Consider the following 19,723-nt stretch of genomic DNA (forward strand, 5'->3'; position numbering starts at 1 on the left):
TCCCTTGTGAGGGTTTAGGAAACGTGGGGAACTAAAGCCGGTGATGCGTCGTCTGGCCGGAACGGAAAGCAGATCGACACACGCGACCAAGCGTGCCCCAAATATACTCTAAGGCTGTGATGGCGTACAGCCGAACCGTAGCCAGGCCCACCAATCGATCGCGTTAAAGCGATATCAGTCACGTACATACCACCAGTCTCCTTCGGATGCGATCCATCGCTCGTTCAGGGGCCGGCGGTTGGTGTAGGTGTCGCCAACGGGCGTGCGAGCCTCGTACTCTAGCAACACTTTGACTTCCGCCCGGTCTCCAGTCTCCGACACATCCAAGTGCAGGACTTCGGCGCCGATCCATCGAACGGCACGACCGAATTGGGATGGATATTGTTGAGGGGTCACTGTGTCACGGTAGCCTGGGGTCTCGTACTCGTAGGCTTTGGCAAAGTCCCCCTCGGCGAGGGCTGCCCAGCGCGCCTCGACACGATCGGACAAGTGCTGCTCGGATAACCGGTCATCCGCCTGGATGGGATCGGATTCGGCGCCCTGCCCGGCTGGTGGCGCTGCTTCATCAGAGTCCGCCATGGCGGCCGGCACGGGATCACCCTTGTCAACCCACGAACGGTTCGACAGGATCGCCAAGAACAATAACGCGGCTAGGAGCAGGATGATAGAAGATTGCTTGAAGCGAATACTCATGAGAGCTAGTTGAGTTCGGCGGTAGAGCAATGCCCGTTGGGCGTCATCGCCCTGTTAGGAGTCGCTTCGACGATATGGACAGAATCTAGCAAGGCTGTTCCTGTTCTGCAACTTTATTTTTTTTGCGACGATTCCGAGATGGCAACCCTGTCGCCATCATCTGGATCGGCTTGTTTTAAGCCCTAGATCACTGGCTTTGCAAACGCTTAGAGCGCATTTGTTGAGTGCTAACGCCTGTTGCATAAATACTGCATCACTTTGATTCCAACGCTTCGGTTTGTAAGATTCGCCGGAGTCCGGCCCTGGCGACCTCAGAGGAAAATTGTTCGCGAATGCGCTGGCGGCCGTTCTCGGACAGTCGATGCCACAGCCTATCATCAGCGTACAGGCGAGACATTGCAGCCACCAACTTTGCCGGCTCCTCGGCCACTAGAACATCCCGCTCATGCTCAAGGGCCATGCCCTCGATGGCTATCGCCGTGGCAACCAGAGGCAGCCCGGCGGCTAGGCTCTGGTTGACCTTGCCCTTGACTCCCGCGCCATAGCGTAGGGGCGTCACTGACAGACGGCAACCAGCGAGCAGCGGTTGCAAATCTGCAACATAACCGAGCATATCCAGACCGGCGGCTTCCCCGAGACGGCGCAGTTCCATAGGCATTCGGCTGCCGACAATGTAGGTCCGCACATTAGGATGGTCTTCGCGGAAGACTGGCCAAATCTCCCGAGCGTAGAACTCCACGGCGTCGATGTTAGGCGGATGCTGAAACCCGCCGACGAACAGAATATGTTGCCTTCCCGCAGCCGGGGCCACTTCATCGAGCGGATCATGCACATTACTCAGGATCTCGACGCGGACGCCCGGCAGCTCGCGGGCGAGCTCACCTGCTTCGATACCACTGACGACCAAGGTCATGTCGCTGCGCTCAGCGATGCTCAATTCCTCGCGATAGGCCAAATCCGCAGCGGCGCGCGTACTCGGATTCTGATCCAGCTCGGCTTGGCGCCGCAAACGCAGATAGTGGAGATCGATGGTATCGAAGATCAAGCGTGCCTGCGGCGCCACCCGGCGCACCTGATCAATATACCGGATGGCGATGTAGTGCCGACAGAGGACAATCACATCCTGATGCGCACCTTCAGTGTCCAGATACTGGCTGACAGAGCTGGTGTGGGGCGCTGACTGGACCTCAATACCGGCTTGGCGGAGCTGATCGGCATAGGGTGCTGTAGCTTGCAGGTTATCCGCCATGAAGGTGACCTTGCAGCCGAGCGCTCGGATTAACTGCAGCAGCCTCCAGGTTCGTAGCGAGCCGGAATCTTGATCCGGCGTCAGCATGCAGGCCTCGATCCAGAGCACACGGGGCCCATCGACACGGTCGCGCTCGCGTTCCGGGCAAACGCCGTTGTCCAGATGGTGCTGCAGTCGGATGGCCCATTTTTGGCGGAAAAGGTCACGGTTGCGGACCTGATAAGCCTTGAGGCCAGCGGATTCATCGGTACCGTGCGAAGCACCCTCGAAGTGAACGACGGTCGCCGCCGGCTGATAAAGCACGGAGTAGCCGCGATCGCGCAGTGCCAGGCAAAGATCGGTGTCCTCGTAATAGGCGGGCGCGTAGCGTTCGTCGAAGCCGCCAAGCTCCCGAAACAAGGCCGTTGGCACCATGAGGCAGGCTGCAGAGCAATAGTCGACCTCGCGTACGTAGTTGAAACGCGGATCTTCGGGATGCTCGCCACGCCCCCAGTTCCAGGCCGAGCCATCCTTCCAGACGATCCCCCCGGCCTCTTGCAGATGGCCATCGGGATAGATCAGCCGTGCGCCGACGGCGCCGACCTGCTCGTGTTCGGCGAAGGTGCGGAGCAGGGCGTCGAGACAGCCTTCGAGCAGCAAGGTGTCGTTATTCAGGAGCAATAGATAGCGACCCCTTGCCTGCTCGGCGGCCCGGTTGCAGCTGCGCAAGAAACCGAGATTTTCGGGATTGCGGATCAGGGTCAGGCCTTCGATCGAAGCCAAAGCATCGGCAGCCGGCTCCGGGGCATGGTCGTCGATCAGCAGCACCTCGATGCCGAACCCAGGCAGGTGCTCGGCCAGGCTCTTCAGGCAGGTGTAGGCGAGCTCGTGCTGAGCATAGGTTGGGATGATGATGCTGACCTCGGGGTCGTCGACCACAGGCAGCAGCAGCGGGCGGATATCGTCATCCACCTGATAATCAACATTGAGCTGTACATCGAAGCGGACTCGCTGACGTTGGCGGCGGCGAATCTCGGCAGCCAGTCCGCGCCAACCCTGTTCCGCGAGCACTCGGCGCGCCAGCGCCAGCCCACGGGGCAGTCGTTTGTGCAACGAGCGGACTGTTGAGGTCGTGGTACGGCTACGCTGCACGGCCCAGCGCAGCGGACCCGTTATGCGCCAGAAGGTGCTCTGCTGCAATTCATCGTTGCGTGCTTGTAGCGCTTTCACCTTGGTCTCGAGGTGCTGCACATGGCGCCGATGAGCACGGTCAAAATTGCTTAGACCGTGTTTCAGCTCAGTGACCTCGGTGTCGCGTGCTTTCAGCTGTTGTTGGAGATCATGGACATATCCTCGGTAACGCTCTTGCTCGACCAGACACCGCTCTGACTCGATTAGATGCCGCTCTAGTTGCGCGCGCGCTTCAGCTATACCACAGATCACGCCATGCTCATAAAGTAGCGGCCCCGGCGGCGAAGCCTCGGCGGCTTTACCGCGCTGCGGATAGAACTGGCTTGCGGCTGGCTTGATTGGCCCCACTGCTCCAATCGACGAAATCGGTGCTAGATAGCGACGGATATACTCGGTCGCCGGCATGCCTGGGCTGGAGGCCATTGCCGGCTTATCGGCAATCCTGGGCGCATAGGCGCACGGCACGCGATCCAGTTCTTCGGCCATTGCCAACCCATCGATCGTCGATGGCAACAGCTTTGCTGCGGGATAGTCGCGCAATCGCTCGCCGATGGCGCCGATATCAAGCGCCAGGATAGGCAGGCCGGTGCGCATGGCCAGCGACAGCGTGTAAGAGAAGGTTTCCGGAATCACGGAGGCGAACAGGAAGGCATCCGGGCGTTCGCGCTCAAGGATCGCGGGCAGGTCCGCCTCGGCATATTCGCCATGAACGCTCAGATTGGCTTCAGGCCAGAGGGGAACCCTGCGGCGTATCGAGCCAATGACACGTAAATCCAACAGCATGCCTTGCCGCGCGGCCTCGATCGCAGCTGAGGAGACCAGGCCAAGGCCTTTGGCATCGGATAGGCTGCCGAGCAGCAGTACCTTGCGGCGCTTCAGGCTACGCTGCACTAGCGCATAGGAGCCTGTGTCGTCGATCTCGGGATGCGGCCAAGTGACCAGTGCTAGATCAGACCGGTAACGGCTAATGCGAGCGCTGACATCGGCGGATGGCGCAATCACTCGAGTGGCGTTGGCGAGCCAATCGAGAAACCGATGGCGCCATTCGCCGATATCGAGACCCCAGTGGTGCGGACGTTCGGCGAGGCAGCGCTGACAAACCGCCGGGTTGGTCGGCTCGCCGCAATAAGCACCCGAGGCCTGGACGAAGTGCAGTTGAGGACAGACTGGCAGATAGTCGTGCAGGGTCACGTCGTAGGGCAGCCCAAGCACATCGGCAAGCTCGAGTATCCAGGGCGGGAAGCCTTGGACGTGATGATAGTGTAGATGGCTTAGCCCGAGCCCAGACAACAGTTCCAACCAGGGATCGGCGGTGTCGGGCCGCAGCGGCAAATACATGGCCAGTTCTTCGCCGCTGCGCAGCCAGCGCAGTACCGCCATATCCCCGCGCTGCGGCTGCAGTAACAGGACCTCAGCCTGATCGGCCAGCGCTGTGGCAAGCTGTTGAATATGGTGATCGACACCTCCGCCCCAGTTATGGCTGATGAACAGCAGCCGCGGGCGGACAGAACCACAGAGCCGAGCCAGATCCACGGCGCGGCGGAAGGGGCGGGGCGGGTCGCGGTTAAAGAAATTGGTGACGAGCTGGGGATAGTCCGGAAAACGTTTATCGATGAAGCGCTGTGCCACTTCTCGCCGGGCGGCACTGGTTTCTTGGAACGACACGCCGCCATGATGCCGGACAAAGACTTCGGCGCAGAGCAAATTGCGCCATCCAGCGATGCGCCCGCGCATGCAGTAGTCAACTTCTTCGCCGTAACCGGCGCCGAAGCTGTCCTCATCGAAGCCCCCGAGCCCTTCGATGCCAGCGCGAGTCATGTAGAGACAGAAACCGACGCCAGTGGGCAAATCGACGATGTCGCCGGCATTATGGCGACGGAACAGGTCGTCCAAGGCTGCGGTGTCTAGATCAGACGGCAGCGCATTTTCCTCGCCAATGCGCGGATAGCTGCAAAGGGTCGCATTGTTGGAGAAAGGCGTGACGGTGGCGATGCGGTAGTCGGTGGTGGCGCAGGCATGCAATCGATCGAGCCAATCATTGGCGACCTCGGTGTCGCTGTTCAGCAAGACCACATCACGTTCAGGGTGAAGCCAGATGCCGAGGTTGGCGGTGGCCACGAAGCCCTGATTCTCAGGCTGGCGAATCAGTTCGATGCGGGAATCATCGACTAGGGTGTCAAGATATTCTCGCAGCTCGGCGTCCGGGGATGCATCATCGATGACGATGACCTGATGCGGCGTGCGTTGTGGGCAGCGCAACACTGATTCGATGCAGGCGCGGGTTTCCTCAGCCCCCCGGTAGACCGGGATGATGACATCAACGATCGGTTCCATAAGCCTTATTTTTGTACGACACCGACCACTCGCTCACCGTCAACAACGACAAGCAGTGTTATCTGATGCTCAGCCATCAACTCGATAGCCATGTGCATGTTGCTATCGACTCTTATGGTGACGGGATTGATCGTCATCAGGTCCGCAGCAGTGCGGCTGAAGAAAGCCTGACGGTGCTTCTGAACCGCACGGCGTAGGTCGCCGTCGGTGACGACGCCAACGACTTGGCCATCCTTTTGGCTCACCAGTGCGACACCAAGGCCGCTGTCGGTAACTGTGGCGAGCACCTGATCCGCACTTGCCTCCGGGCTGATAAAGGGCAGATTGTCACAGCGCATCTCATCCCGCACGCGTTGCAATAACCGGCGGCCAAGACTACCACCAGGATGGAAACGGGCAAAATGATGTGCCTGGAAATCCCGCGCCTTCATCAAGGCGACGGCAAGGGCATCACCCATCGCCAAGGTTGCCGTCGTGGACGCGGTTGGCGCGAGTTGCAGTGGGCAGGCTTCGCGCTCGACGCGAACTAGCAGATGCAGGTTGCTGTGCTTGGCCAGTGTCGAATCTGGATTGCCTGTGAGCGCAATGACAGTGTTGTCGTTCTCGCGCAAGAATGGCAGCAGCTTGACCAGTTCCTCGGTTTCTCCTGAATTGGAGATGGCGACGAAGAGATCCTCAGCGGTCACCATGCCGAGATCACCATGAAAGGCCTCGCCAGGGTGCATGAAGAACGAGGGGGTGCCGGTGCTGGCCAGGGTGGAGGCGATCTTCTTGCCGATGATGCCGGATTTGCCCATGCCACAGACGATGACGCGGCCAGCTGTGGCCAGCATAGCCTCAACGGCCTTGTTGAAACGGCCATCGAGATTCGCCTCAAGCGCGGCGATAGCCTCGGCCTCGATGCGGAAGACCTCGCGCGCAACCGCCGCGTGATCGCTGCATACCGCCGTATTCGCCTCGGGCGGCAAAGGCTTAGAGTCGCGGATCAAGATTGCGGACCTTGCGGCGGAAATCTTTGGTCACCGAGTCGATATCGGCATCGGAAGTGATGACGCGGGGAGTGAGGATCACGACGAGCTCGGTGCGCCTTGAGTCGCGGCTAGTTTGACCGAACAATGCACCAAAGATCGGCGCGCGGTAAAAGCCGGGAATGCCAGACTTGCCGCCGGAGCTCTCGTCTTGGATCAAGCCCCCGAGCACCACGGCCTGACCGGAGCGAACGGCGACGTTGCTGGTGATATTGCGGGTGCGGAACGATGGCGCATTGTTGGTGGCGACGGAGGCATCGTCACGGATGACGGAGCTGACCTCTTGTTCGATCTCGAGCTGAACGAGACCGCCAGGGGTGACACGCGGGGTGACCGACAGCAAGACGCCGGTCTTTTTGTATTCGATCTGGTTGACGATGCGGTCGGTGACCGCGGTGCCCTGTTGCTGCACGGTCGGGATCGGCACCTCGTCGCCCACCTGCATCCTCGCTTCTTGGTTGTCCATCACCATCACGGATGGCGAGGAAAGCACATTGACCAGGTTATCCTCGGCCAATGCCGATAAGGTGGCCTTGATGGTGCTTGGCTTCAGCACCACGGACCAGTTGAATCCAGGAAAGGCCGGCACTGGAAACTCTGTCTGTCCCTGCGTCAGGGATGAGCGGCTCTGATAGCCTTCAACGGCAGGGCCTTTGAACCGCCATTGCACGCCATACTTGAGGCTCCCGGTGAGCTGAATCTCGACGATCGTGGCTTCGACCAGGACTTGTAGCGGGACGATATCCAGCTGTTTCAGGGCATCGAGAATCTTTTTGTAGTCGCGTGGGCTGGAGCGCACCAGCAGTGAGTTGTTCACCACGTCGGCAACAATGTTCACATCGGAAGAGAGGGTCACTGTGCTCGAGCTCGCGCTTGCTCGCGCGCTGCGCGACGCCGCCCCTGTGCCGCCGCTGCCGCCATCGCCGCCAATCGACGCTTGATCCCGTCCCGGCGCAATACCGCCGATGCTGCGCTGGCTGCTGGAGCCCCCCGACCCCTCTGAGAAGAGGGTGGTCAGAATATCGGCGAGATTCTCCGCATTGCCATAACGCACCCGGTACACATAGAGTCGCTGGGCAGAGGTCCCTGAGGCTTCCGCCAGGTCCAGTCGGGCGATCCAGTCTTCGATGCGCGCCAGATACTGCTGCTGGGGCGAGACGACGATCAGTGCATTCGCGCTGTCAATGGGCAGAAAGCGAAACAGCCCCTGCGCCGAGTTCACGGACTCGTCCGCCAGCAGGGTTTCAAGCTGGGTGACGACATCGTTCACCTTCGCGTATTCCAGAGTGAAGAAGCCGACCGAGAGGCCGGCCATCCAATCGACATCGAACATCTGGATGGTGTCGAGCATGCTCGACATGTCTGGCCCACTACCCGCCAGCACGATCAGGTTTCTCAATGTATCGATGCGCACGATGCTGCCTTCAGGCGCCAGTGGCTCAAGGATGTTGGTCATTTCCGCCGCGCCAACGAATTGCAGCGGGACCACCTGAACGCTATAGCCTTCGGGCAGCGCGCGCGAGGAGCTGCCGAGCTGCGGGACGACGCGCCCACGGACCGCGTTATTGACCGGCACCACTTCAAAACGACCATTCCGATCGACGAGGGCGGCGTTGTTCATCCGCAGCAGCGTCTCGAGTGTCGGCAGCAGCAAATCGCGGCTGAGCGGTCGAGCCGTGGTCAAGGAGGCCGTCCCTTGCACGGCGGGGTCTAGGCTGTAGCTGACCTCGAGCACATCGCCGAGGATGATCTTGACGACCTCTCGGATGTCGGTGTTATCGAAGTTCAGGGAGACATCCGGTCCATCGATCTCCTGACCGGGCGTGCGGGGCGCTGCGACCGGCCTCACGAAGGTCCCTGTCCCTGCCTGAATGGCGTCTTGAAGGCGGGCTGGCGCCTCGTCGCCGAGCGCAATACCGCCGCCGACGCGAACCGGGCCGCGGTCTTCGGTTGCACGGGCGTCGACGTTGGTGTGGCCCTCGGTGCTCGAGATGTTCTCTGTCGGGTCCCAAACCAAGGATTGGCAGCCCAGGAGCAGCGGCAGGCTGGCGACTAGGATCAACAGCGAGCCTAGCCGCGCAGGGCGCCAAACGCCTATTCGCTCAGGGCAAGAGATCAACATAAGCACTCGATCAAGGCTCATCGCGAACCCGGTGGAGAAGAACAAGGCGCCGTCAGTTGCGCCGAGATGGACTTCGTGGTGCTTGACCACCAGCCGTCGTGGTTGAGGGTACTGGCCGACGCGGCCCGCGAACGGGTACGGGAGGCGCGGAGAAGTCGAGTAATTGTAGCGTTTCTGTTGCGCCTTGTCGTTCGAGAAGGATGTGGTCCGCATTGATCTGAGCAACCAACCAGCCTTGATACTCCTCTCCAAGACGGAGCCGAATGAGACCGGGCTGCTGAGGGTCACGCAACCAGACGGAAGCCTCGGTAGGGGATAGGATGAGGGTGGCACTGACATCGAGCATCGCGAGGTCGGCAATCTCAGCCTGCAGATCTGGCACCTCTACATCGACCGCCTCTGCTGGCAGCGGGCGTCGATCGGGCAGGAACAAGGGGCGCTCCACCACCGCGATGTAGTCTTCTTCGGACCTGAGCAGCGACAGCTCCGAACTCAGTTGTGGAGTCGTCGGCGCGCTGATTTGATCCAGTTGCACACTGGCCTCGGGCGATGGGGGAAGCGGTTCGCGCCAGTCCCACCACTGGAGCCCTAGGCTCAGCGCCAACAAGCCAGCGATCCCGAGCAACACTAATTTCATCCGGTAGGCCGCAAAAAATAGCCGAAGATATCAAGCCTGACGGTCAACTGCTCTTGATTATCGGGTATCCGAGGACCCCGTGCGACTCTCTGTGGTCCCCCTGCGGTCGAACGCGCTTGCGAGCGGATCGACAGCTGATCAACGAGCAGGAAAGGCCGCGCAGATTCGACCCGATAGAGAAGATCCAGGAGTTGGTCGGTGGTGCCTTGAAGCTGGATGCGCACACTGACTTTCGGCGGATCATCCTCATCGCTGGTCGGCAGAATCTGGGTGCTGATGGGCCTTGCACCGGCCGTACGAACCATCTCTTGCACCTGCGTTTGTAGCTGCGCGCCCGCCAGCCCTGGCGTATCGGCGTCAAAGTAGAAGGCCTTGAACGCATCGTTCGACTGCTCTGCATCGAGCGCTTGGCGCAGGGCGGGTAGGCTCGCGGCAATACCACGATAGCGTTGCAGCCTGATGAGATCCCGCTCAATGTTGTCGTCGACGGTCTGCAGCTTGGAGAACCAGCCGAGTCCGATCATCAGCACAAGGCTGATCGGGAGCAGAAGCATCATCACCAGCAGCAGATTGCAGGTGCTGCGCGGACTCCAGGTGATGCTCATTGCTGATCCCTCGGCTGATCCTTTGCTTGCCTGTCTGCTGGATTCGCGTGCACCTCTCCTTGATAGGTAAAAGCGACGTGAAAACGATCACTGCCGCTCGTGGCGACCTGCATCACCGGAGACCGAAAGCTGACGTTGCTGATGCCCGGTCCACGTTCCAAAATCCCGATCAGGGCAGTTGCCTGGGTTGACTCGCCTCGGATGTCAACCTCACCATCGCGATAGTTGAGGGTTTGCACCCAGGTGCCATCGGGCAGGAGCTGGGTGAGCTCGAGCAGCAGATCGGTCATCCGTGGGTGCTCGCGCTTACGCTCGATGACGGCGACACTGCCGTGTCTGGCGCGTTCGAGCGCCTCGCGAACCGTCTCGACCTCCTGCGCCTGCAGGCTGACCGCTCGCAATTCACGGATCACTTGATCCTGATACTTGCCCTTCTGCCAGAGCGGCGTCACCAAGATTGCGGCAAGTAACGCCAGAATCAGGAGTATCAGCAGCCCAAGGATCAGGGACGACCATCGCCATCGCCGCGGGCGCGCACTGGCCGGTAGCAAGTTGGCCTGCAACCAAGCACCGGGCCAGGTGAGTTTTGAGATCGGTAGCCCCTGAGCGTGCAGGCGCTTGAGCCAGGCATCAACCGGCTCGCGTGGGCAGAGCGCAAGCTCGACCTCGATCTTACTGCCGTGGCCCATGGTCGCGACCACGCGAGCGTCGAAGTAGACTTCGCTCGCGCTGAAGGGTGTCAGTCGATCCAGCTCATAGGTGATGACTTGATGGAGGTGATCGCGCACCTTAGCGGGCAGCACCAAGCGCCGGCTGAGCAGGATCTCCGCGGGCAGCTCAAGCATCCGCTGCCGCCAGGATTCTTTACTCTCCATGCGCTGTTCGACTGCTGGCAGCGAGGCTGGCTGGAGGCTGAGCCTTTCCAGCAACTGCCGCTCGCCCATGACGTCACGAAAAATCTGCGCATCCTCGCCCTGGATGACCACCACGAGGTCCGGATGTCGAGCGGCGAGCCACAGGCTCAGACGGCGCGGTAAGCAGGAGAGAAACTGTAAACGCCAGTGCTCTAAGCGCGCATCAAACCTCGCCGAGGTCAACAAGGACGATCTAATGCCGGTGAGTGCGTCTGCAATAGCCATGGCTGCAATATCAGGGTAACAGGTTGCTATCGAGCAGCCGCCTCTAGGCGTGGTTGATCGGGCTCAGCGTACATTGAGCGCATCGTTAGCGGTGGTGCTGACATCGACGTCGACTGAGGCGCTGCCAAACTGTTGCCAGACAACCTCCAGGCCTGAGTCAACGCGGATCAGTGCCTCCATGCTTCGACCGCGTTCACTGCGGGACGGTTCGGTGATGCGCAGATGATAGAGGGGTCCACCCCGGTCGAACGAGACTGGCTGTGGGTCTTCTGCATCGGCGAAGAGACCTTGCGAGCGCTGCTCGACGATGCGTTCAGCCTCCTCGAACGCGTATCCATGCAGTGCCGCCAGCACCGGCGCTGCGGCAAAGGTCTCGTTGATCACCGCACCGCCACCACCCGGGCTAGAACGCCCCGCGGAAAACGCGTCGTAGCGGCCTGCGCTCGCGCTCTCAACCCTGAGATAAGGGGCCAGTTTGGCATAGAGTGCGGGCGACAGACCAAGCACCTGCCGCAGTTCTTCCACAGTCTGGAAGGGTCGATCCGCGGCACCAAACGAACGCCCGGCGGCCCGATAGTCGTCATCTTCGGCGCCATTCAGGAGGCTGAGGTTATCCGCATCCCGCCAGTCGAGAATGGCGTCTGCGATCTGCGCCTGCACCAGTTCATCTTGGTCTTCAGCGCCCTGTGCGTATTCGATCAAGGTGATCAGTTGGTTGCGGGAAATGGCGTTGAGATCAAATTTCGAGGTTTCGTTGGAGAGCTTCAATAACAAGCGGTGGTCATCCAACATGAAGTCTTGCGGCTGGCCGTCCGGCATCAAGACGATGGCATCCGCTTCAAAGGTCACGGCCGGGGTCGTCATCAGATTGAGCGCGACCAGGTTCAGGGCCGCCGTCGCCCGCGCTCGGAAACGAGCGGCCTCGAGCTGGTTGGCCGTCAGCGCGCCCTCGGTGCGCTGGATCTGGGTGAGCGCGAGCGCCATCACGGTGAGCAACGATAGCACCCACATCACCAATACGAGCGCAATGCCTTGCAGACGCGCAGGATTTCGTAAGCGCACAGGGTTTCGCAAGCAGGTACCGCCTCGCAAGCGCGCAGGATTTCGCAAACCCGCACTGCCTCGCAAGCGCGTACCGCAGCGCTGGATTGGCCAGCGTCGACTAGAGTCCCTGCTCACGGATCACCTCAGCGCCTGGTAGTCTGATCAATGTCGTCGGCCAGGTCTGGTCTGGCGTCGTCAAGTGCAAGCGGATGGCCCTGGGCAGCTCGCGTTGCTCGACCCATTCTGGCGTCCATTCGGGCTCGAAGTCGCCGGACGGCTGGCCAAAATAGGCCAGCTCAAAGTGCTCGACCTCTGGCAGCAAGACCGTTCGCCCGTAGGCACCCGCGGCCAGGTCGAGGTCGAATGGACCTGGATCGCCAGTCGCGCTCAACTGATCCATCAAAGGCTCCCAAGCGGGACTCTCCCCGGTCCCCTCCAGGATCTCGGGATGCAGCAGCCAGCGGGTCAGCACTAAGCGAGGAGCGTCGCCAGCCTCCTCAAGGCTGAGTCGCAGGATATACAGCCCAGGGATGCCGGCATGGGCAGACAGCGGCGCGACCCATTCCACCGCTTCGGCATCGCCCGCAAACACCGGCCTCTCGATGCCATCGACAACCAGGTTGGTCGCGCGCGTCTGTCTTAACGCGCGCTCGACGAAATTGCGCGCGATGCGCAGATCCGCAACGCGCTCCGAGACCTTGTCAACCGCTTCCCAGCTTCGCGAGCCGAGCCGAAGCCCAGAAAACAATAGCAGCGTGATGATGCCGATCAGTGATAGCGCGATCAGCAGCTCGACGAGGGTAAAGCCAGGTTGTCGCTGTCTTTGCGGTTGTAACTGGAGCTTTCGTTTCCGCCGTCTCCGGAGCTGGAGCTGTGGCCAGAACTGCAGTCGAGACCCGAGCCTTGCCCTGATCCCGAGCCCGAGCCCGAGCCTGGGCCTGGGCCTGGGCCTGAGCGAAAGCTTGATCTGCATTAGGGGAGCTCACCGAGGCGAATGCTGCGCAGGACGACGCGCCGGGTGCCGCGAGCGCTTGGCCAGGATGCAACCGCTGTGATCCGATAGGGCTGCAGCGGTGGATTTTCGGCAAGCCAACCCTGCAACTCATAGGGCTCGATGGAGATGATCCAGTCCATGCCGTCTTCCGGATCGCCGCTATGCACGCCTTCTTCTAATGGCACGTCGGTGCCCACCGCATTGAGCTTGGCCTCGGCCAGCGCGACGGCTCGGCTGTAGGTTTCACTGATTGCCGTTGTCGTTAGGGCCTTGGAGAAGATCTGCAGCAACACGCCCATGCTCAGGGCCAGGATCGCGAAGGCGACCAAGACCTCGAGCAGTGAAAAGCCTTGTTGCCGGTGCATGATGCTCCACTTGAGTCTGCAGATTCAGTCCGCCTCCCAGTCGGCGACCAGGATACGCCCCGTAAGCCAGTTGACCCCGACCTGATAACCACGCTCACCACGCTTGAGGATCAAGCGGCCGCCGGTTGAGCTGCCATCGGGGAAGAAGCGGATGCCGCCGGTCCGCTCATCAAGCAGTTCATCCCGAGCCGCGACCAGTTCGATTGTGAGGCCATCAGGCAACGCGCCTTGCTTTGAGCGTCCTTCGATCTGGTAGCGGCCGGTCTCGGTATCGATGAGCCAGATCGCCTCAGTGCCATTTGCGATTGCAATCTCACGGGTTTGCCGCAGTGCGCCGGCAACACGCCGAGCGCCAGCCTTGAGCTCAACGCCCGGCAAGGCCGCGGTGATCAGCGGCGGCGTGAGTGTGAGCAGGAGACCGCCGATTGCAAGCACGACGATCAGTTCGACCAGGGTGAAGCCCGCGCTGACTGTGAGACCAGTAGCGACGGGCTGTCGGTCATGAGCCACCACTTGATTGGGTCTGAGTTTCATCCGGGGCTTGTTCGAGGTTCATGCGAATCCTGCTCGAGCCTCATTAGGGCCTGCCAGCGAACAGATGTTCCAGCCCCGCAGACTCCTTGGGTTGCATAAACCTAATGTGGATTTCACGCGATTCATCGGCCGGGGTCGCGCCGCACCATGCGCGTTAGACGCTTTCCCAGCTCTTGATGTCCTGGTTCTCGCCCTCGCCACCTTCTTGGCCATCGGCACCCAGCGACCAGATGTCATAAGGGCCGTTTTGACCCGGCGAGCGGTACTGATAGTCGTTACCCCAGGGGTCTTTCGGCACCTGGGATTTCTTTAGGTAGGGGCCATTCCAGTTCGGGGTGTTGCCCGGATCAGCGACCAAGGCCTCAAGTCCTTCGTTGGTGCTAGGGTAACGGCCAACCTCGAGCCGATAGAGATCGAGCGTGGCGCCGAGGTCTGCGATCTGCAGCGCAGCGGTCTTGGTCTTGGAGCTGCCGAGGAATTTCATTACCTGCGGGCCGACAAGGCCGGCGAGCAGGCCGAGGATGGCGAGCACCACCAAGAGCTCGACGAGGGTGAAGCCACGGCTTTTTCGTTGGGGGTTTGAGCGTTGTTTTGTGAGCATCAGAGCTATGTTCATGGATCGATTAAGAGAATGCTGGATTTAAAGAGGCAACGGCTAGACCTCAGACAGCTCAAGCCGCCGTTCAATGCGTTCGACTCGCTTGATAATGCTCTATAGCGTTTCACGATCGCTCGCTGACAGCGCATAGAGACTGCCGATGGTTTGCTCGATGGCCGAAAGTCGCACATCCATGCGATCTAAATGCTCTTTGACATCGCTGAGATCGCCGCGAATGACCCGCAAGTGCTCAAGCACGAGATTGTCGATGTTATCGGTCATTTTCTGCTCCTGAGATCGTTAGAACACCGGCTCATTGGCGGTCAGTCGATGGATGATCCAGCGGGTATAAAGCCGCGGCAGACGGCCTCCTAGCCGAGCAACTCGGAGACACAAAGGGTCCAATCCGGCACCTGTTGCGACTGTAACAGATCCCCGGCGCGCGCCACCCAGGTGTCCCGATAATCCTGCCCATCTGGATCGCGATTGACCTCCACCACGCGATCTTGAAGATTCACAATCCAGACTTCCGCGATGCCATGCTGGGCATAGAGTGGTCGCTTAACCGAGCGGTCGTAACTCAACGAAGAATCCGCGACCTCGATCAACAGCAGCACATCCTCGGCGCGCGGTTTGGCGTGCTTGTAATAGTCGGCGCGGAAACGCAGCAGCATCAGATCCGGCTCGGGCTCGCTGTGGTCATCCAAGACCAGCGGGCTTTGCACCGACACAAGCGCATCCTGGACTCCACTGCGATGGACAAGATGATTGAGTTGGGTCGTCAACCCCGCGTGCTCATCGCCAATGGGCGGCATATCGACCAGTTCCCCAGCGATCAGTTCAATATGATCGTCTTCAGAAAAGATGCCCGCTTCAGCCATCCGGTGATAATCGGCGCGACAGAGCCGGTGACGCTGGCGGTCAAGAATCTGCCGAGTTAGCGGCTTTTCCGGGCGAGATAGGGCGACAGCTTCCATCAATGTAGAATGCCTCTCATTGCCTGGTCTGACAAAATCTCACTAAAACACCAGCTCATTGGCGCCGAGGATCGCCATCAGGATGGAGATGATGATACCAGCGACGATGACGCCGAGGCCGATGATCAGGGCCGGTTCGAGCAGGGTGAGCATGCGTTGCACGCTGGTGCGGGTCTCGCGGTCGAAGATGTCGGCGACCTTGGCGAGCATGGCGTCTAGGGTACCGGATTCCTCACCGACGCGGATCATCTGCAGGGCGAGCTGCGGCAGCACGGCGCGGCTGGTCAGGGGCTCTGCGAGTCCACGGCCATGCTTGAGGTCTTCGGCGGCCTCGTCGAGCCCATCGCCGATCTTGCGATTGTTGACCACCTCTTTGGCCAGGTTGAGACCGCTGAGCAGTGGCAGGCCGTTCTTGAGAAGGGTGCTCAGCGTGTGGCAGAGGCGCGCGGTCTCCATCTTCCAGATCAGGTCACCGAACAGTGGCAGGCGCATGACGCGGTAGTCAAAGGCGCGTCGATTGTCTGGGTTCTGCAGCCAGCGTTCTAGGATCACTGCGATGAGGGCCACCATGACCAGCAGCGCCCACCAGTAGTCGCGGAACAGGTCGCCGGCACCGACGACGATCCGCGTGGGCGTTGGCAGCGCGGCGCCCATATCCTCGAACAGGACGGTGAACTGCGGCACCACGAAGACCAGCAGCATGATCACCGAGAGCCCGGCGATGACGAGCAGGATCATCGGGTAGACCAACGCCGAAGTCACGGTGCCGCGCAGCTCGGCGCTGCGCTCGAGGTAGTCGGCCAGCCGCAGCAGTACTTGGTCCAAGGCGCCACTGGCCTCGCCGGCCCGGATCATGTTGATGTAGAGCTTGGGGAATTGGCCGCCCTGCGCCTCGAGCGCAGTGGAGAAGGTGGCGCCGCCGCGCACCCGCTCCTGCAGATCACTCAGCACCCGGGTGACATGCTCTTCGGGTGTGAGCTGGGTGAGGACGCTGAGCGAGCGATCCAGCGTGAGTCCCGATTCGAGCAGGGTCGCGAGCTGACGTGTTAGGCCTTCGATGTCCTTGGCCTGCAGGCTGTGCTGTCGCCGGCGCGCGAGCTGGGCCGTGAGCCCGCCGGCCGAGCGGGTCTTGAGCGGCAGCAGCCCTTCGGCTTGCAGGCGCGCGATCAGAGCCCCTTCATCGGCGGCTTCGTGCTCGCCCTCGACCTCTTCGCCATCGAGCCTAACGGCTTTGTAGTAGTAGCGTGGCATGGCTTCGATTATAGGTTGCTTCGACCTGTGATGACGAACAGCGCGCCTTGTCGCGCCCCTGGAGCCTGGTTAGACTGCAACACAGGCCCGTTTGCGCAGGAGTCCAATCATGTCGTCCCCCGCCTTCGCCTTACACCGCCCGCCACCCGACGCACCCTGGGATGGCGATCAGGGTCCGCCGGAAGGCACTCCGGTCAGTGAGGCCGACTACTGGGCTCACTACTATGAGCACGACAACGGCTACGAATGGAACAACGGTCTCTTGGAGGTCAAGCCGGTGTCCGATGCCCTAACCGCCTGGATCTACCAATGGCTACTCGGCCTCTTGCGGCTGTATCTTGACACCCAGCACAACGCCCGCCTGACCTGCTTGGAGTTCGGCTGTCGCCTGAGCCTGTCGAACAAGGTCGTCATTCGCAAGCCCGACCTCGGTCTGGTGCTCGACAGCAATGCCCAGCCGCTGCGGGAACACGACCGTTCTTATCGCGGCATCTTCGATCTCTGCGTCGAGGCGCTGTCGGATAGCACCCCGGCTGAGATCCGCCGCGATACCGAGCAGAAACGCGAGGAATATCAAGCTGCCGGCATACCCGAGTACTACATCATTCACCATAACCCGCGCTGGCAGTTGTTCTACCGGCGCAATGCCTTGGGGCTGTATGAACCCATCCCCTGTCCGGATGGCATCCTGCGCTCGACGGTGGTGCCGGGGTTTCGTTTTCGCCTAGAGGATCTGACCCGCCAGCCGAGTCTGGAGACGATGATCGAAGACCCGGTCTACGCGCCCTTTGTATTGCCGAGCTGGCAGCGCGATCGGCAGGCGCGCGCGCAGGCCGAGCAGCGCGCCAGCAGCGCTGAACAGCGCGCCAGCAGCGCCGAACAACTCCTTGAACGCGAGCGTGCCAACAATGCCCGACTGCTCGCGGAACTGGCGAAACTTCGCGATCAAGACTAGCGCGCTAGGGGTGGAGTGACGCGTCTTGAGCGAAAAACCTCGCCATCGAGAAGGGGATGGATAGCCCGAGCACAGGCCCGCCAGCCCGGGCTCACTTGTCCTCCGCGACACGGATCACCTCCTCAATGGTCGTGCGACCATCGATCGCCTTGCGCAGTCCGTCGCGGTACATGGTCGCCATGCCTTCCTCGACGGCGATGCGATGGATCTCGCCGGCGGTGGCGTGTCCGAGCACGGCCTGGCGGATACGATCGCTCATCAGCAACACCTCGGCGATGACCAACCGGCCGCGATAGCCGCTGTGGTTGCAGGCCTTGCAGCCGCCGGCGCGGTAGAGTTGGAGCGCTGGTTCTCCGTGGCTGTCGGCCCGGTAGTCTTTGGTCATCGCGGCGGCAGGCGCTTTGCCGTTGTCGGAGGCATCGACCCCATGAACCTGCGTTGGTATCGAGCCACCCGGCACCTGACCCGTTGCGGTTGTTGACGCAGCGCCCTGGTCAGGCATCAGCCCGGCGTCGCGGATCTTCGCCGCCAGTTCCGGCAGCGGCTGATAGGGCTGGCGACAGTGCGGGCAAAGCCGACGCACCAGCCGCTGGGCGAGGATGCCGTTAATGGTACTGGTGAGCAGATAGTCCTCGACGCCCATGTCGAGCAGGCGGGTGACGCCGCTGGCGGCATCGTTGGTGTGCAGGGTCGAGAGCACGACGTGGCCCGTCAGGGCTGATTGTACGGCAATACGCGCGGTTTCGAGATCGCGCATCTCGCCGACCATGATGATGTCCGGATCTTGCCGGACGATGGCGCGCAGCGCGCCGGCGAAGGTCATGCCGATCGACGACTTGACCGGGATCTGGTTGATGCCGGCGACCTGGTACTCGACTGGGTCTTCGACGGTCAGGATCTTGTTCTGTTCGGTGTTGAGCCGGCTCAGCGCGGTATAGAGCGTGGTGCTCTTGCCGCTACCGGTGGGACCAGTGACGAGGAAGATGCCGTAGGGCTGCTCCAAGACCTTGATCAGCCGATCGCGCGGCGGACCGTCGAAACCGAGCGCATCGAAGTCGAAGCTGACGCTTTCCTTGTCGAGCAGACGCATGACCACGCTCTCGCCGAACATGGTCGGCACGGTGGAGACGCGCAGATCCAGCTCCTTGCCCTGGATGCGCTGCGGGATGCGACCGTCCTGCGGCAGTCGGCGCTCGGCAATGTTGAGCTTGGCCATGATCTTGATGCGCGAGATCACCGCGGCGGTGGAGCTGACCGGCGGTGACTCGCCTTCCTTGAGGATGCCGTCGACGCGGTAGCGGACCTTGAGCTGGTCGGCGAAGGGCTCGATGTGGACGTCGGAGGCGCGGGATTCGACGGCGCGCTGCAGGATCTGATTGACCAGCCGGATGACCGGCGCCTCACTGGCCAGATCGCGCAGATGCTCGATATCCTCCTCGCTGAAGTTGCCAAGCTCGGCCTGGACTTCGGCCTCTTCGTCATCGTTTGCCGGTTGCTCGTAGACGCGCTCGAGCGCGGCCTGGATCTCGGTCGGCAGCCCAACCTGCAAGTTGACATGCTTGCATGTTGCCATGTGGACAGCCTTGGGGATGAAGTCATCCAGCGGGTCGGCAACGGCGAGGGTGATCTCCTGTTCGGTCGCGGACAGCGGCATGATCCGGGCGTCCTTCAGGAAGCGCAGACTGAGCTGTTCCTCGGCGATCGGCTCGTCTGGGTACTGCTCGGCGGTGATCAGCTCCAAGCCCAGCACCTCGGCGGAGGCGGCGGCCATGTCGCGCTCCGAGACCAGCCCGAGGCGCACCAGCATCAAACGCAGAGGATCACCACTGTCTTCGGTGAGCTTGCGCGCACGCGCCAGATCGCCCGGCGTGCATTTGCCACGCCGCTGTAGGGCGCTGATCAGCGCTTGTTCGGGGGTTGGGTCAGGTATTAGGTTAGGAATTAGTTCTGGTGTTGGGTCAGCATCGATGGTCGGGTCCAGACTCAATTCTTGTCCTGATATCGTCCGTACACTACTCTGCAAGGATG

At 61.2% G+C, this 19,723-nt stretch carries 18 protein-coding genes; 2 read left to right on the top strand and 16 right to left on the bottom strand.

The window, feature by feature from the left end; translation table 11 throughout:
• Window positions 1-174: 174 nt before the first annotated feature.
• From VBE63_RS00165 to VBE63_RS00230, 14 genes are all read right to left on the bottom strand, one after another.
• On the bottom strand, window positions 175-693 hold the full coding sequence (locus VBE63_RS00165) for a hypothetical protein (protein WP_323680966.1): 519 nt from the start codon (window positions 691-693) through the stop codon (window positions 175-177).
• Window positions 694-946: 253 nt separating this feature from the next.
• Entirely contained in the window at window positions 947-5,446 is a 4,500-nt protein-coding gene (locus tag VBE63_RS00170; RefSeq protein ID WP_323680967.1) for a glycosyltransferase, read from the bottom strand.
• A gap of 5 nt (window positions 5,447-5,451) precedes the next feature.
• Window positions 5,452-6,435, bottom strand: coding sequence for a KpsF/GutQ family sugar-phosphate isomerase (locus tag VBE63_RS00175; RefSeq protein ID WP_323680968.1), 984 nt, complete (start codon window positions 6,433-6,435; stop codon window positions 5,452-5,454).
• Window positions 6,419-8,596: a type II secretion system secretin GspD gene (gene gspD, locus VBE63_RS00180; protein ID WP_323680969.1), complete on the bottom strand. Its 2,178-nt coding sequence runs from the start codon at window positions 8,594-8,596 to the stop codon at window positions 6,419-6,421. Before gspD ends, VBE63_RS00175 begins: the two co-directional genes overlap by 17 nt.
• Before the next feature lie 52 nt (window positions 8,597-8,648).
• Window positions 8,649-9,233 (bottom strand): hypothetical protein, encoded by a 585-nt coding sequence (locus VBE63_RS00185; RefSeq protein ID WP_323680970.1) that lies wholly within the window; start codon window positions 9,231-9,233, stop codon window positions 8,649-8,651.
• A complete protein-coding gene (gene gspM / locus VBE63_RS00190) occupies window positions 9,230-9,838 on the bottom strand; it encodes a type II secretion system protein GspM (RefSeq protein WP_323680971.1) in 609 nt (202 codons plus the stop codon). The genes VBE63_RS00185 and gspM overlap by 4 nt, the downstream gene beginning before the upstream one ends.
• Window positions 9,835-10,977: a PilN domain-containing protein gene (locus tag VBE63_RS00195; protein WP_323680972.1), complete on the bottom strand. Its 1,143-nt coding sequence runs from the start codon at window positions 10,975-10,977 to the stop codon at window positions 9,835-9,837. Before VBE63_RS00195 ends, gspM begins: the two co-directional genes overlap by 4 nt.
• 63 nt (window positions 10,978-11,040) lie before the next feature.
• On the bottom strand, window positions 11,041-12,039 hold the full coding sequence (locus tag VBE63_RS00200; protein WP_323680973.1) for a type II secretion system protein GspK: 999 nt from the start codon (window positions 12,037-12,039) through the stop codon (window positions 11,041-11,043).
• 100 nt (window positions 12,040-12,139) lie between these two features.
• Window positions 12,140-12,994, bottom strand: a complete 855-nt coding sequence (locus tag VBE63_RS00205) for a prepilin-type N-terminal cleavage/methylation domain-containing protein (RefSeq protein ID WP_323680974.1) — start codon at window positions 12,992-12,994, stop codon at window positions 12,140-12,142.
• Window positions 12,994-13,380 (bottom strand): type II secretion system protein, encoded by a 387-nt coding sequence (locus tag VBE63_RS00210; RefSeq protein ID WP_323680975.1) that lies wholly within the window; start codon window positions 13,378-13,380, stop codon window positions 12,994-12,996. Before VBE63_RS00210 ends, VBE63_RS00205 begins: the two co-directional genes overlap by 1 nt.
• Window positions 13,381-13,404: 24 nt before the next feature.
• Window positions 13,405-13,914 (bottom strand): GspH/FimT family pseudopilin, encoded by a 510-nt coding sequence (locus VBE63_RS00215; protein ID WP_323680976.1) that lies wholly within the window; start codon window positions 13,912-13,914, stop codon window positions 13,405-13,407.
• A gap of 154 nt (window positions 13,915-14,068) precedes the next feature.
• Entirely contained in the window at window positions 14,069-14,515 is a 447-nt protein-coding gene (gene gspG / locus VBE63_RS00220) for a type II secretion system major pseudopilin GspG (RefSeq protein ID WP_323680977.1), read from the bottom strand.
• Window positions 14,516-14,626: 111 nt separating this feature from the next.
• Window positions 14,627-14,794 (bottom strand): hypothetical protein, encoded by a 168-nt coding sequence (locus tag VBE63_RS00225; RefSeq protein ID WP_323680978.1) that lies wholly within the window; start codon window positions 14,792-14,794, stop codon window positions 14,627-14,629.
• Between the two features lie 89 nt (window positions 14,795-14,883).
• Window positions 14,884-15,357: a Uma2 family endonuclease gene (locus VBE63_RS00230; RefSeq protein ID WP_323681032.1), complete on the bottom strand. Its 474-nt coding sequence runs from the start codon at window positions 15,355-15,357 to the stop codon at window positions 14,884-14,886.
• Between VBE63_RS00230 and VBE63_RS00235 the strand changes: the two genes are divergently transcribed.
• A complete protein-coding gene (locus tag VBE63_RS00235; protein ID WP_323681039.1) occupies window positions 15,268-15,453 on the top strand; it encodes a hypothetical protein in 186 nt (61 codons plus the stop codon). The genes VBE63_RS00230 and VBE63_RS00235 overlap by 90 nt on opposite strands.
• Before the next feature lie 78 nt (window positions 15,454-15,531).
• Here VBE63_RS00235 and VBE63_RS00240 read toward each other — a convergent pair whose 3' ends face one another.
• Window positions 15,532-16,740, bottom strand: coding sequence for a type II secretion system F family protein (locus VBE63_RS00240; protein ID WP_323680979.1), 1,209 nt, complete (start codon window positions 16,738-16,740; stop codon window positions 15,532-15,534).
• A 109-nt stretch (window positions 16,741-16,849) separates the two neighbouring features.
• Between VBE63_RS00240 and VBE63_RS00245 the strand changes: the two genes are divergently transcribed.
• A complete protein-coding gene (locus tag VBE63_RS00245; RefSeq protein WP_323680980.1) occupies window positions 16,850-17,695 on the top strand; it encodes a Uma2 family endonuclease in 846 nt (281 codons plus the stop codon).
• A 91-nt stretch (window positions 17,696-17,786) separates the two neighbouring features.
• Here the strand turns inward: VBE63_RS00245 and VBE63_RS00250 are convergent, their stop codons facing one another.
• Entirely contained in the window at window positions 17,787-19,676 is a 1,890-nt protein-coding gene (locus VBE63_RS00250; RefSeq protein ID WP_416274483.1) for a GspE/PulE family protein, read from the bottom strand.
• Between the last annotated feature and the right edge of the window lie 47 nt (window positions 19,677-19,723).

The sequence above is a fragment of the Lamprobacter sp. genome (assembly GCF_034860625.1).
GTDB lineage: Bacteria > Pseudomonadota > Gammaproteobacteria > Chromatiales > Chromatiaceae > Lamprobacter.

Coding starts and splice junctions, on each gene's coding strand:
- VBE63_RS00165 (WP_323680966.1), bottom strand. CDS start 693: ATGAGTATTCGCTTCAAGCAATCTTCTATCATCCTGCTCCTAGCCGCG.
- VBE63_RS00170 (WP_323680967.1), bottom strand. CDS start 5,446: ATGGAACCGATCGTTGATGTCATCATCCCGGTCTACCGGGGGGCTGAG.
- gspD (WP_323680969.1), bottom strand. CDS start 8,596: ATGTTGATCTCTTGCCCTGAGCGAATAGGCGTTTGGCGCCCTGCGCGG.
- VBE63_RS00185 (WP_323680970.1), bottom strand. CDS start 9,233: ATGAAATTAGTGTTGCTCGGGATCGCTGGCTTGTTGGCGCTGAGCCTA.
- gspM (WP_323680971.1), bottom strand. CDS start 9,838: ATGAGCATCACCTGGAGTCCGCGCAGCACCTGCAATCTGCTGCTGGTG.
- VBE63_RS00195 (WP_323680972.1), bottom strand. CDS start 10,977: ATGGCTATTGCAGACGCACTCACCGGCATTAGATCGTCCTTGTTGACC.
- VBE63_RS00205 (WP_323680974.1), bottom strand. CDS start 12,994: ATGCAGATCAAGCTTTCGCTCAGGCCCAGGCCCAGGCCCAGGCTCGGG.
- VBE63_RS00210 (WP_323680975.1), bottom strand. CDS start 13,380: ATGCACCGGCAACAAGGCTTTTCACTGCTCGAGGTCTTGGTCGCCTTC.
- VBE63_RS00215 (WP_323680976.1), bottom strand. CDS start 13,914: ATGAAACTCAGACCCAATCAAGTGGTGGCTCATGACCGACAGCCCGTC.
- gspG (WP_323680977.1), bottom strand. CDS start 14,515: ATGCTCACAAAACAACGCTCAAACCCCCAACGAAAAAGCCGTGGCTTC.
- VBE63_RS00225 (WP_323680978.1), bottom strand. CDS start 14,794: ATGACCGATAACATCGACAATCTCGTGCTTGAGCACTTGCGGGTCATT.
- VBE63_RS00235 (WP_323681039.1), top strand. CDS start 15,268: ATGGACAAGATGATTGAGTTGGGTCGTCAACCCCGCGTGCTCATCGCC.
- VBE63_RS00240 (WP_323680979.1), bottom strand. CDS start 16,740: ATGCCACGCTACTACTACAAAGCCGTTAGGCTCGATGGCGAAGAGGTC.
- VBE63_RS00245 (WP_323680980.1), top strand. CDS start 16,850: ATGTCGTCCCCCGCCTTCGCCTTACACCGCCCGCCACCCGACGCACCC.